This window comes from Pseudomonas sp. LBUM1661 (assembly GCF_059695925.1).
The window spans coordinates 4,570,543-4,583,662 of sequence record NZ_CP166794.1 but is presented as its reverse complement, the minus strand read 5'-3'; the positions used below and the strand labels follow the sequence as shown (position 1 = coordinate 4,583,662).

General features: G+C 60.3%; 12 protein-coding genes. 2 read left to right on the top strand and 10 right to left on the bottom strand.

The features are described from left to right. Positions 1-137: 137 nt before the first annotated feature. Both ACA057_RS21060 and ACA057_RS21055 read left to right on the top strand, forming a co-directional pair. Entirely contained in the window at positions 138-338 is a 201-nt protein-coding gene (locus tag ACA057_RS21060) for a co-regulatory protein PtrA N-terminal domain-containing protein (protein WP_497272384.1), read from the top strand. A gap of 79 nt (positions 339-417) precedes the next feature. Further along, positions 418-750, top strand: a complete 333-nt coding sequence (locus ACA057_RS21055) for a DUF2790 domain-containing protein (RefSeq protein ID WP_497341996.1) — start codon at positions 418-420, stop codon at positions 748-750. A 172-nt stretch (positions 751-922) separates the two neighbouring features. Here the strand turns inward: ACA057_RS21055 and ACA057_RS21050 are convergent, their stop codons facing one another. The 10 genes from ACA057_RS21050 to nuoG form a co-directional block, all read right to left on the bottom strand. Next, complete coding sequence (locus tag ACA057_RS21050) at positions 923-2,248, bottom strand: OprD family porin (RefSeq protein ID WP_497341994.1); 1,326 nt, start codon at positions 2,246-2,248, stop codon at positions 923-925. A gap of 315 nt (positions 2,249-2,563) precedes the next feature. After that, positions 2,564-2,758: a hypothetical protein gene (locus ACA057_RS21045; protein ID WP_497341992.1), complete on the bottom strand. Its 195-nt coding sequence runs from the start codon at positions 2,756-2,758 to the stop codon at positions 2,564-2,566. Positions 2,759-3,034: 276 nt separating this feature from the next. Further along, complete coding sequence (nuoN, locus tag ACA057_RS21040; protein ID WP_497341990.1) at positions 3,035-4,498, bottom strand: NADH-quinone oxidoreductase subunit NuoN; 1,464 nt, start codon at positions 4,496-4,498, stop codon at positions 3,035-3,037. A gap of 7 nt (positions 4,499-4,505) precedes the next feature. Continuing rightward, complete coding sequence (gene nuoM, locus ACA057_RS21035) at positions 4,506-6,038, bottom strand: NADH-quinone oxidoreductase subunit M (RefSeq protein WP_497341988.1); 1,533 nt, start codon at positions 6,036-6,038, stop codon at positions 4,506-4,508. Between the two features lie 40 nt (positions 6,039-6,078). Further along, positions 6,079-7,932, bottom strand: coding sequence for an NADH-quinone oxidoreductase subunit L (gene nuoL, locus ACA057_RS21030; RefSeq protein WP_497341986.1), 1,854 nt, complete (start codon positions 7,930-7,932; stop codon positions 6,079-6,081). Next, positions 7,929-8,237, bottom strand: coding sequence for an NADH-quinone oxidoreductase subunit NuoK (nuoK, locus tag ACA057_RS21025; RefSeq protein WP_007946416.1), 309 nt, complete (start codon positions 8,235-8,237; stop codon positions 7,929-7,931). The genes nuoL and nuoK overlap by 4 nt, the downstream gene beginning before the upstream one ends. 2 nt (positions 8,238-8,239) lie before the next feature. Then, positions 8,240-8,743 (bottom strand): NADH-quinone oxidoreductase subunit J, encoded by a 504-nt coding sequence (nuoJ, locus tag ACA057_RS21020; protein ID WP_497341984.1) that lies wholly within the window; start codon positions 8,741-8,743, stop codon positions 8,240-8,242. A gap of 9 nt (positions 8,744-8,752) precedes the next feature. Continuing rightward, a complete protein-coding gene (gene nuoI / locus ACA057_RS21015; RefSeq protein WP_497349970.1) occupies positions 8,753-9,301 on the bottom strand; it encodes an NADH-quinone oxidoreductase subunit NuoI in 549 nt (182 codons plus the stop codon). A 9-nt stretch (positions 9,302-9,310) separates the two neighbouring features. Then, positions 9,311-10,318 carry an NADH-quinone oxidoreductase subunit NuoH gene (gene nuoH, locus ACA057_RS21010; RefSeq protein WP_401359371.1) on the bottom strand — a complete coding sequence of 336 codons (1,008 nt, stop codon included), beginning with the start codon at positions 10,316-10,318 and terminating at the stop codon, positions 9,311-9,313. Then, on the bottom strand, positions 10,315-13,029 hold the full coding sequence (gene nuoG, locus ACA057_RS21005; RefSeq protein WP_497341981.1) for an NADH-quinone oxidoreductase subunit NuoG: 2,715 nt from the start codon (positions 13,027-13,029) through the stop codon (positions 10,315-10,317). The genes nuoH and nuoG overlap by 4 nt, the downstream gene beginning before the upstream one ends. Positions 13,030-13,120: the final 91 nt, after the last annotated feature.

Here is a 13,120-nt window from a genome sequence, read left to right as displayed (position 1 = left end):
CTAGCTCCCACAGTTGGTTATATGCCTGGCTTCGAAAGAGTGCCAGGCACATAACGGATATGTAATTCCCCCGCCACCGTTACGAAAGGTTCGGATTGTTACCTTGATCCCGTCAGCTACTAAACGAGGAATCAAACATGAAATTCGCACAAATCAGTGCCTTTACAGCAGCGTTGGCGATGTCTTCTCTGGCCTTGGCCGAAGGCGGCGGCGATCGGACCTTCGAAAAAATGATGACCGCCAATGACCGCTCCGTAGAGCTGTTCGTCGCCAAGGAACAAGCTCGCGACCCAGTCGTCGTCAATGAAAAGAAAGACGGCAACACCAAAGACTTGTAAGCGCATCGCACTTGAACAAGCCCGTCATCGAGTCCCGATGCCGGGCTTTTTTATGAGCCAGGATTGGAAGGAAATGGATATGAAAGTGCTTAAGTTAATGACGTTCGCCGGCGTGCTGGCGATGTCCCTGAATGTGTTTGCCGAGGGGGGTGGTGACCGGACGTTCGAGCGGGCGCTGAGTGCCAATACCAAAGCCATGGAGCAGTACGCGGCCAGCCAGGGCAAACCGGCGCCGTTGGTCCAGGACTACGAATACGGAATGAAGCTGGACGTGGTGAAAGTGGTGAGCGTTGTGCGCCCGCCAGTTGCCTGTGCCGTAGTCCCCACCGCCATGACCTACGAAGACTCCAAGGGCCAACTTAACACCATCAAATACACCGTGGCGGGGGATTGCCGCAATCGCGGCGGCTGACACCGCCCTGATGGCCAGGACCGGATTCCCCGTAGGTGCTGCCGAACCTTCGGCAGCACCTACGGGTTTTATTCAGGCGCACATAAAAAAGGCGCCCCGAAGGACGCCAAAGATTCACCTCTTACCAAAGGAGCAAGGAGCTTCTAAAGGTGAATTGGTATCAACCGCTCGATCAGAGAATCGCCAACGGGTACTCGACAATCACCCGCACTTCATCCAGATCCGATTCAAACGCCGTGGCGCGAGTCGTGGCCTGGCGCAAACGCAGCGACAGGTCTTTCATCGAACCACTCTGCACCACGTATTTGACTTCGACATCACGCTCCCAGCGCTTCTGGTCGGTCAGTGGATTGCCGTCAGCATCGCGGCGCATGTACACGGCGTTGGCGTTGGAGTAATCGGCGTCGGTGCCTCGGGCGTAACGAGTCATGAACGATAGCCCCGGCACACCGTAAGTGGTCATGTCGAGGTCGTAGCGCACCATCCACGAACGTTCCTTGGGCGAGTTGAAGTCGCTGTACTGGATGGAGTTGTCGAGGAAGATCGAGTCGGATTGACGCAGGTAATCGAAGTCGTCATTGCCGTTGTTGCGCTGGTGCGAAAGAGCAACGGAGTGCGCGCCGAGTTTCACCCCGACCCGGCCGCTCCAGATGTTGTTGTCGAACTTGCCGAGCAGTTGTTTGCCTTCGTCGACAGCCTTGTAGTAGTTCAGGCCGCCAAACAGCGACAGGTCATCCGATAGCGGATAGGTCCAGGCAGTGCCGGCGTAGTACTGATTCCAGGCATCCTTGAGACGGCTGGAGTACAGGCTGAAACTGAGGTTCTTGTTCAGTACATAGTCGCCGCCGCCATAAGCGATCCACGGCGAATTGACCGGGCCGGCATAAAACGTGGCGAAGTTCTCGCGCATGTCGCTGGACACTGGTTGGCTCATCGCATGCAACCGACCGCCCTGAACCGACAGACCCTCGATGCTGGTGTTGACCGCCGTCACACCGCGAAAGCTCTCCGGCAGCAATCGCGAGTCACCTGCCGCCACCACCGGGTTGGCCGGGAACACGTCACCGACCTTGACCACCGTATCGAAGGCTCGCACTTTGGCGGCACCACCAATCTTGGTGTACTCATTCTGCGCCTCGCCATCACTGTTGACTGGCAGCACATCAAACGAACTACGGCCACCGTTGCGCCCGTCACCGGTGTCGAGCTTCAAGCCGATCATCGCAAACGCATCGACACCGACGCCGACGGTGCCTTGGGTAAACCCGGATTCGAACTTGCTGATCACCGCATGGGCCCAGGCTTCGGAATAACCATTGCCGGTGGGGCTGGACTGGCCGTTGCGGTGATCACGGTTGAAGTAGAAGTTACGGTTGAGCACCGTCAGGCTGCTGCCCTCGATAAACCCTTCGGCTTTATCATCTGCCATCACCATGGACGGCCCGGAGCCGACCACCACCGCTAAAGCGGCCATCGACATTTTTGTATTGTTAACCATCAATCACTCCTTGGGTTCGGCAGAACGGGAACGTGCTTCGGCGTGGGTTTTATTGTTCGGCGGAGAAGGCCCGCCGGCATGGTCGCCGGGTGACATCGTTGCAAGCTGCGGATAACGCCAAGGTGATGCGGGAATTACAATTTCGTTATGTGGGGCGAGCCCCAAGTACAGCGAATCCTTGTAGGAGTGAGCCTGCTCGCGATGGCGGAGTGCCAGGCAATGAAGATGTTGATTGTGCCGACGCCATCGCGAGCAGGCTCGCTCCCACATTGGTTTGGGTGAGTCTGATGAATCACATGTGCGCAGATGTGGCTTCTACTTTTCAAAGGTATCTAGCAGACCGTCTGACAGAGGGGCATCGAGGTCATCAAGGTCATCGGGAAGTGTGAGTTTGCCCTTCATGGCGCCGATCCGTTGTACGCGCGTTTTTTTCAAAGTGACTCTGCTTTGGCGTTCTTCGGCTAACGCCTCGAGGCCGTCCATCAACTCTGAAAAAACATCTCGCTTCATGATTCGCGATCTCCACTTGATAGTTGAGCTTCGAATTTAACGACAAATGGCTCCTGTCGAATGTCAGCCATTGCTCACCGCTTTGCAGGCAAACTCCGAAAAAGGGGGAGGGCGTTGAAGATCAAAAGATCGCAGCCTTCGGCAGTTCCTACAGGGCGCACGCCATCCCAATGTAGGAGCTGCCGAAGGCTACGATCTTTTGATCTTGAAATCCCAGATGCAAAAACGGCACCCGAAGGTGCCGTTTCTGTTTTCTACCGAGTGTCGCTTAAGCGATCAACCCGCCAACCCTGCCTGCTGAACCAGGATCAGCAACGGCTGCGGATACAGCCCGAGGAAGAAGGCCAGTGCAGCGATGGCCAGCAGCATCACGCCGCCTGCACGTTGTTCCCAGTGCAGTTGCGCATCGTGGCGACGCAGGTTCGGTTCGATCAGGTACAGGGTGACCATGACGCGCAGGTAGTAGAAGACGCCGATGGCGCTGCCCAGTACCAGGGAACCGACCAGCCACCATTGGTGCGATTCGACACCGGTGGCGATGATGTAGAACTTGCCGATAAAGCCCGCGGTCAGCGGGATGCCGGCCAGGGACAGCATCATCACGGTCAGTACGGCGGTCAGGTACGGACGGCGCCAGAACAGGCCGCGGTATTCGTACAGGGCATCGGCGTCACGGCCGTTGTACGGCGAGGACATCAGGGTGATTACGCCGAACGCGCCGAGGCTGGTGATCACGTAGGTGACCAGGTACACGCCGATGGCTTCCACGGCCAGGCCTTTGCTCGCCACCAGGGCGATCAGCAGGTAGCCGAAGTGAGCGATGGACGAGTAACCCAGCAGACGCTTGAGGTTGCTTTGGGTCAGTGCCAGCAGGTTACCGAACAGGATCGACGCGATGGCGATGATGGTCAGTACGTTGCTCAGGACACCGCTGCTTGCCGCTGGCGAGATCTGGAACAGACGCACCATCACCGCAAATACCGCGACTTTCGAGGCGGTGGCCAGGAACGCCGCCACCGGTGCCGGAGCCCCTTCGTAAACGTCCGGGGTCCAGAGGTGGAACGGTACCAGCGACAGTTTGAACGCCAGGCCGATCATCATCATGCCCAGGCCCAGTTGGGCCAGCGAGCTCGGCAGGCCGGTGGCCGCCAGCGCCTGGCCGATACCGACGAAGCTCAGGCTGCCGGAGTCGGCGTAGAGCAGGGCCATGCCGAACAACAGGAACGCGGAACCGGCGGCCGACAGCACCATGTACTTGATACCGGCTTCCAGCGAACGTTTGTTGAAGAAGGCGTAAGCCACCAGACCGTAGACCGGCACCGACAGCAGTTCCAGACCGACGAACAAGCCGGCCAGGTGCTGCGCGCTGACCAGAACCAGGCCACCGGCGGCGGCCATCAGGATCAGCAGGTACAGTTCTTCACGGTTGCCCGGGTAACCCGAACCGCCATCGCCGAGGTAGGCGTGGGCGAGGGTCACACAAGCGAGGGTGGCGACCAGGATCAGCGCCATGTACAGACACGCGAAGCTATCGATCTGCAGCAGCGGGGTCACGGCCAGAGGCGCGACCTTCAAGGCTGGCAGGATCGACAGCAACGCCAGGTTCAGGCCCGCCACGGAAATCAGGAAGGTCTGCGAGTGGTTGCGGCGCCAGGCGATCGCCAGCATCACCACGATGATCGTGGCGCTGGTGATCAACAACGGCGCAAGCGCGATAAAGTGTTGAGTCGTGAATTCCATAGCGCTCTTACCGGGCCGAAGCGAGTTGAGTGAAGGCGGTGCCGAGCCACTGCTGCACGCCATGCATCGTCGCGGCAGAGGTGTCGAGGAACGGCTGCGGGTAGACGCCGATGTAAATCAGCAGCGCCGCCAGACCGACCACCATGATCAGTTCGCGACCGTCCATGCCATGCATCACCGCGTCCGATTTCGACGGGCCGAAGTAGGCACGGTGGATCATGATCAGCGAGTAGACCGAACCGAACACCAGGCCCGACGTGGCGATCACGGTCATCCATGGCGCAGCGGCGAATGTGCCGATCAGGATCAGGAACTCACCGACGAAGTTACCGGTACCCGGCAAGCCCAGCGACGCGGCCGCGAAGAACAGGCTGATGGCCGGCAGGTAAGCGATCTTCGACCACAGGCCACCCATTTCACGCATGTCGCGGGTGTGGGTGCGCTCGTACAGCTGACCGCTGAGGATAAAGAGTGCCGCGGCCGACAGACCGTGCGCCAGCATCTGCATCACCGCGCCCTGCAGCGCCAGTTGGCTGCCGGAGTAGATGCCGATCAACACGAAACCCATGTGGGAAACGGAGGAGTAGGCGATCAGACGCTTGATGTCGGTTTGTGCGAACGCCAGGAACGCGCCGTAGAAGATCCCGATCAGACCCAGGGTCATGGCGATCGGCGCAAACTCGGCCGAGGCATTCGGGAACAGCGGCAAGGCGAAACGCAGCAGACCGTAAGCCGCTGTCTTCAACAAGATACCGGCCAGGTCGACCGAACCCGCCGTCGGCGCCTGGGCGTGAGCGTCAGGCAACCAGGAGTGGAACGGTACGACCGGCAGTTTCACCGCGAACGCGATGAAGAAGCCGAGCATCAGGATGTACTCGGTGGTGAGCGACATCTTGGTTTTCAACAGGTCGGCGTAGTTGAAGGTAATCACGCCAGTGTCGTTGAAGTTGACCAGGACCAGACCGAGGATCGCCACCAACATGATCAGGCCGGAAGCCTGAGTGAAGATGAAGAACTTGGTCGCCGCGTAGATCCGGGTTTTCTTGCCGTCCGAAGAACTGTGACCCCAGAGCGCGATGAGGAAGTACATCGGCACCAGCATCATTTCCCAGAAGAAGAAGAACATGAACAGGTCGAGGGCGAGGAACACGCCGACTACACCGCCCAGGATCCACATCAGGTTCAGGTGGAAGAAGCCAACGTGACGCTGGATCTCTTTCCACGAGCAGAGTACCGAGAGGATACCCAGCAGACCGGTCAGCAGGATCATCAACAGCGACAGGCCGTCGAGGGCCAGGTGCACGCTGATGCCGAAGCGCTGGATCCAGATGTGCTTGAACTCAAGCACCCAGGTCGGATCCGCGCCAGGCGCCGGAGCAAATGAATAATCACCGTGGGCCCACAGCCAGAGGCCGAGTGCGAGTTCCAGGGTCATGGTCAACAGCGCAATCCAGCGGGGGAGGGTAGCGCCGAAGCGCTCACCCATCCAGCACAGCAGGCCGCCGATGAAGGGGATCAGGATTAGCCAAGGCAGAATCATGACGGGCTCAATTCCTTTCGCAAGTTCGCAAGGTTCATATTCAGACCGCTACCAGCACAATGGCGCCGATGACCAGCACGGAGCCGGCTGCCATCGAGGCCGCGTACCAACGCAGTTGACCGGTTTCGGTACGGCTCAGGGCGGTGTGGCCGCCCTTGGCCATACGCGGGATCAGACCGATGGTCTGGTCGAGCGGGTCTTTGCGCAGTGCGTGGCTGATCGCAAGGTATGGCTTGACGAACAGTTTGTCGTAGATCCAGTCGAAGCCCCAGGCAGCGAACCACCAGGCCGAAAGGAAGCGGCCGATGCCGCTGTTGGCGATTGCAGTGACGAAACGCCGCTTGCCGAGGAACAGCAGCGCGGACAGCAGGATACCGGCCAGGGCAATGGCGCCCGAAGCGATTTCCAGACTGTGCTTGGCGTCGCCGCCGGCATGGCCGACGCTTTGCGGCAGCACGCCGTGCAGCGGCGGAACGATCATCGCTCCGACGAACGTCGACAGAACGATCAGCACCGACAGTGGCAGCCAGTGGGCGATGCCGTGACCGGCGTGCGCTTCGGTCTTCAATTCACCGTGGAACGCGATGAAGATCAGGCGGAAGGTGTACAGCGACGTCATGAACGCACCGACCAGACCTGCATAGAGCAGACCGTTGTTGCCGCTGGCGAACGCTTCCCAGAGGATTTCGTCCTTGGAGTAGAAGCCCGCAGTCACCAGTGGCAACGCCGCCAGAGCCGCGCCGCCGACGATGAAGCTGGCGTAGGCCAGTGGCAGTTTTTTCCAAAGGCCGCCCATCTTGAAGATGTTCTGCTCGTGGTGGCAGGCAACGATCACCGAACCGGACGCAAGGAACAACAGCGCCTTGAAGAAGGCGTGGGTCATCAGGTGGAAGATCGCGCCATCCCAGGCACCCACGCCCAGCGCCAGGAACATGTAGCCGATCTGGCTCATGGTCGAGTAGGCGAGGATACGTTTGATATCGGTCTGAACCAGGGCTGCGAAGCCCGCCAGAACCAGGGTCACGCCGCCGACGATGCCCACCAGGTGCAGGATGTCCGGCGCCAGGGTGAACAGGCCGTGAGTACGGGCGATCAGGTAGACACCGGCGGTCACCATGGTCGCGGCGTGGATCAGTGCCGAAACCGGGGTAGGACCGGCCATCGCATCCGCCAGCCAGGTTTGCAGCGGCAGTTGCGCGGATTTACCGACAGCGCCGCCCAGCAGCATCAGGGTGGCCATGACCATCCAGAAGTCGCCGCTCTGGAATTTCTGCGGTGCCAGCACCAGCAGTTCCTGGATGTTCAGCGTGCCCAACTGTGCGAACAGGATGAACAGGCCGATGGCCATGAACACGTCGCCGATACGGGTGACGATAAAGGCCTTGAGTGCCGCGTTACCGTTGTTGCGGTTGCTGTAGTAGAAACCGATCAACAGGTACGAGCACAGGCCCACGCCTTCCCAACCGAAGTACAGGAACAACAGGTTATCGCCCAGCACCAGAAACAGCATGCTGGCGATAAACAGGTTGGTGTAGGCGAAGAAGCGCGAGTAGCCGGCTTCACCGCGCATGTACCAGGACGCGAACAGGTGGATCAGGAAGCCGACGCCAACCACCACGCCGAGCATGGTCACGGACAGACCATCCAGGTACAGCGCGAAGTTCGGCGTAAAGCCTTCCACCGCCATCCACTGCCACAACACCTGGGTGTAGTGACCGCCTTCAGGCGGCGCAACGTTGAACTGCCAGATCACATAAGCAGTCACGATGGCCGACAAGCCAATGGAGCCGACGCCGATCAGCGCCGAAAGGTTTTCCGAAAAGCGGCCGCGTGAGAACGACAGCAGCAGGAAACCGATGAGAGGGAATACGAAAGTCAGATAGAGAAGATTCATCCGCGCATCTCGCTGGCAGCGTCGATATCGAGAGTGTGGAAGCGGCGATACAGCTGCAACAGAATCGCCAGGCCAATACTGGCCTCGGCGGCTGCCAGGCTGATCACCAGGATGAACATGATCTGTCCATCCGGCTGCGCCCAGCGGCTACCGGCGACGATGAAGGCCAGTGCGGAGGCATTCATCATGACCTCAAGGCTCATCAGCACGAAGAGAATGTTGCGGCGGACCATCAGGCCGACCAGACCGAGGCAGAACAGGATGCCGGCGACCGCCAGACCATGCTCCATAGGGATAGCAGGCATCGTCATTGCTCCTTGGCTTCGTTGCGGCCCAAGTGGAAGGCCGTGACGGCTGCGGCGAGCAGCAGCATCGAGGCGAGTTCGACCACCAGCAGGTAAGGACCGAACAGGCTGATGCCCACGGCCTTGGCGTCTACGGTGGTGTGGCCGATGGCCTGACCGCTGTCATGGCTGAACAGCACGTACAGCAGTTCAGCCAGGAGCAGGGCGCCGAGAATCACCGGGCCGAGCCAGATGCCGGGCTTGAGCCAGACGCGCTCTTGCTGAACCGAGGCCGGGCCGAGGTTCAGCATCATCACCACGAACACGAACAGCACCATGATGGCGCCAGCGTAGGCGATCACTTCCAGCACACCGGCGAACGGTGCGCCGAGGGCGAAGAACGTCATCGCCACGGCGATCAGCGAAATGATCAGGTAGAGCAGGGCGTGCACGGGGTTGGTGTTGGTGATCACGCGAAGCGTGGACACCACCGCGATACCCGATGCGAAATAGAAAGCGAATTCCATCTTTCTTCCTTAAGGCAGCAAGCTCTTCACGTTGATCGGCTGGGCTTCGTTCTGCGCGGAGCCTTTCGGCTTCCCGGCAATCGCCATACCTGCAACACGATAGAAGTTGTAATCAGGGTTTTTGCCGGGGCCGGAGATCAGCAGATCTTCTTTCTCGTACACCAGGTCCTGACGTTTGAACTCGGCCATCTCGAAATCCGGTGTCAGCTGGATCGCGGTGGTCGGGCAGGCTTCCTCGCAGAGGCCGCAGAAAATGCAGCGCGAGAAGTTGATGCGGAAGAAGTCCGGGTACCAGCGACCGTCTTCGGTTTCAGCTTTCTGCAGCGAAATGCAACCGACCGGGCACGCCACGGCGCACAGGTTGCAGGCTACACAACGCTCTTCGCCGTCGGGGTCGCGGGTCAGGACGATACGTCCACGGTAGCGCGGCGGCAGGTACACGGCTTCTTCCGGGTACTGCAGCGTGTCGCGCTTGCGGAAGGCGTGGCCGAAGATCATCACCAGGCTGCGAAGCTGGGTGAAGAAGCCAAGCACGATGTCAATTATGTACTTCATGATTCTCTATCCTCACTGAGCCGCGACGGCGGGCGTGTTGAGCAACACGATCGCAGCGGTCACCAGCATGTTGACGAGGGTCAGCGGCAGGCAGAACTTCCAGCTGAAATCCATCACTTGGTCATACCGTGGGCGCGGAATCGAGGCGCGCAGCAGGATGAAGATCATGATGAAGAACGCGGTTTTCAGCGCGAACCAGATGAACGGGATCTGCGGCAGAATGCCGAACGGACCGTGCCAGCCACCGAAGAACAAGGTCACCAGCAGCGCCGAAATCAACACGATGCCGATGTACTCGCCGACGAAGAACATGCCCCATTTCATGCCGGCGTATTCAATGTGGTAACCGTCGGCCAGTTCCTGCTCCGCTTCCGGCTGGTCGAACGGGTGACGGTGAGTCACGGCGACGCCAGCGATGAAGAAGGTCAGGAAGCCGAAGATCTGCGGAATGATGAACCACAGGTTCTGCGCTTGATATTCGACGATGTCGCGCATGTTGAACGAACCGACCTGGATCACGATGCCCATCAACGACAGGCCCATGAACACTTCGTACGACACGGTCTGTGCCGAGGCCCGCAAGCTGCCCAGCAGGGCGAACTTGTTGTTACTCGACCAACCGGCGAACAACACCGCGTAAACCGACAGACCGGCCATGGCGAAGAAGAACAGGATGCCGATGTTGATATCCGCCACGCCCCAGGTCGGGGTGATCGGGATGATCGCGAAGGCAATCAGCAAGGCGCTCATGGCCACGACCGGTGCCAGGGTGAAGATCATCTTGTCGGCGAACGGCGGGGTCCAGTCTTCCTTGAAGAACATCTTGATCATGTCGGCCGCGATCTGGAACGCGCCGAACGGGCCGACGCGGTTCGGACCGTAACGGTCCTGCCAGAGGGCGAGCAAACGACGCTCGACCCAGCTGAGCAGCGCGCCGCACACCACCACGGCGAGCAGAATCACGATGGCCTGGATGACCGCGATGATCACGTCGATCACTTCAGGAGTGAACCAAGTCATAGCGCTGCCTCCTGCAGACCATCAACGGTTTTGCCAAAGATCGCAGGCGGAATGCCGGCGATGCCCGCAGGCAAAGCGACCAGACCAGCACCCAGCTCTTCGTTGATGCGCAGCGGCAGACGCAGGGTCTGGCCAGCCACGTTCAAACTCAGCAGGGCACCGTCATTGACACCCAGGCGGTCGGCTTCGGATTTGGCCAGTGACACGTAGGCGGCCGGGATGCGTTCCTGAACCGGTGCGGCTTTGGAAGAGTTTTCTTCGCTGCCGAACAGGTGGAAGAACGGCACAACCTGCCAGGTGCCCTGGGCCGGGTTGAAGGCGCGCGGAACACTGGCGAACCAGTTCAGCGAGTCACCGGTGCTTTCGATCAGGCGGGTGCCCGGGTCGCCAGCGCGGATGTGACCACCGACTTCGTCCTGGAACTTGTTCCAGGCTTGCGGCGAGTTCCAGCCCGGAGACCAGGCGAATGGCACTTGCTGACGCGGTTCGACCGAGCCCGAGTAACCTTCCATGGAGAACGAGAACGCGGTGTCGTTGTCCTGGGACGTACGCGGTTCGTGCACGCTGATGTCAGCGCGCATGGCGGTGCGACCAGAGTAACGCAGCGGCTCGCGAGCCAGTTTCAGGCCTTTGATACGGAACGCGGCGGACGGCGCGGCATCGACGATGCGCGCCAGTTGCGGCGTGCTGGCCGCCACGGCAGCGGTGACGTGGTCCAGTTGGGTCCAGTCGATCGGCTGGTTCAGCAGGGTGGCGCGCAGGGCATGCAGCCAGCGCCAGCCTTCGTGAACCAGGATGCTCGCATCAAGGTAAGTCGGGTCGAAGACCTGGAAGAAGCGCTGGGCACGACCTTCCTGGCTGACCAGCGTACCGTCGCCTTCAGCGAAGCTGGCGGCTGGCAGAACCAGGTGCGCGCGATCGCTGGTGGCGGTTTTCTGATGGTCCGCGACGATCACTACTTTCGCGGCGGTCAGTGCGGCATCGACCTTCGCTTTGTCGGTGCGGGTGTACAGATCGTTTTCCAGCACGACGATGGCGTCGGCCTTGCCATCGATCACCGCTTGCAACGCGTCGTCGACCGAATTGCCGCCGAGCATGGCCAGGCCGAGGCTGTTGGCCTCTGGCACGATCAGGCTGATGGAACCGTTCTTCTCGCGCAGCTTCAGGGCCTTGGCGATGTTCGCCGCGGCTTCGATCAGCGCCTTGGAACCCAACGAGGTACCGGCAATGATCAACGGACGCTTGGCGGCGAGCAGGGCGTCGGCAATGCGCTTGGCCAGGTCCAGCGCTTCAGTGTCCAGGCCTTCAACGGCCGGCGCGCTGGCGTCGAGGGCGTGAGCCACGGCGAAACCGATGCGGGCCAGGTCGTCTGGCGCGGCGTGTACGCATTCTTCAGCGATGTCGTCGAGCTTGGTTTCAGCCAGGCTGGCGATGAACAGCGGGTTCAGCTCGTGCTGACCAATGTTCTTCACGGCGGCGTCGAGCCAAGGCTGAACGCGCATGGCGTCGGCCATGTCTTCGGCCTTGCCCTTGACCGATTGACGCAGGGACAGGGCCATGCGTGCAGCGGTCTGGGTCAGGTCTTCACCAAGGACGAAGATCGCGTCGTGGTCTTCGATGTCGCGCATGTTCGGGATCGGCAGCGGGCTGTCTTTCAACACCTGCATGACCAGGCGAATGCGTTCCAGCTCGGCGGCTTCGATACCGGAGTAGAAGTGCTCGGCGCCGACCAGTTCGCGCAACGCGTAGTTGCTTTCGAGGCTGGCACGTGGCGAACCGATACCGACGATGTTGCGACCGCGCAGCAGGTCGGCGGCTTTATCCAGTGCTTCGTCGAGGGTCAGCTTGGCGCCGTTGGCCAGTTTTGGCTGGCGCGGGCGGTCCTCGCGGTTGACGTAGCCATAGCCGAAACGGCCACGGTCGCACAGGAAGTACTGGTTGACCGAACCGTTGAAGCGGTTTTCGATCCGACGCAGTTCACCGTAGCGTTCACCCGGTGAGATGTTGCAACCGCTGGAGCAGCCATGGCAGATGCTCGGCGAGAACTGCATGTCCCACTTGCGGTTGTAGCGCTCGGAGTGCGTCTTGTCGGTGAACACACCGGTCGGGCAGACCTCGGTGAGGTTGCCGGAGAACTCGCTTTCCAGGGTGCCGTCTTCAACGCGACCGAAGTACACGTTGTCGTGGGCGCCGAACACACCGAGGTCGGTGCCGCCAGCGTAATCCTTATAGAAGCGCACGCAGCGGTAGCAAGCGATGCAGCGGTTCATTTCGTGGGAAATGAACGGGCCCAGTTGCTGGTTCTGGTGGGTGCGCTTGGTGAAGCGATAACGGCGCTCGTTGTGGCCGGTCATCACGGTCATGTCTTGCAGGTGGCAGTGACCACCTTCCTCACAGACCGGGCAGTCGTGAGGGTGGTTGGTCATCAGCCATTCAACGACGCTGGCGCGAAACACTTTCGCTTCTTCGTCGTCGATGGAGATCCAGCTGCCGTCGGTGGCGGGCGTCATGCACGACATGACGATCCGACCACGCTTGTCGTTCTCGTCGGTGTACTGCTTGACCGCGCACTGGCGGCAAGCGCCAACGCTGCCGAGGGCTGGGTGCCAGCAGAAATAAGGGATATCGAGGCCTAGCGACAGACATGCCTGTAACAGGTTGTCTGCCCCATCGACTTCGAGCTCTTTGCCGTCTACGTGGATAGTGGCCATGGTTCAAAGTTCTTCGTTGGCCCGGTGTCAGCGGGCGTGGCTAATGGAATCTTGTTATTCGCGTGAATCAACACAGCCGTTCAAGGCGTCA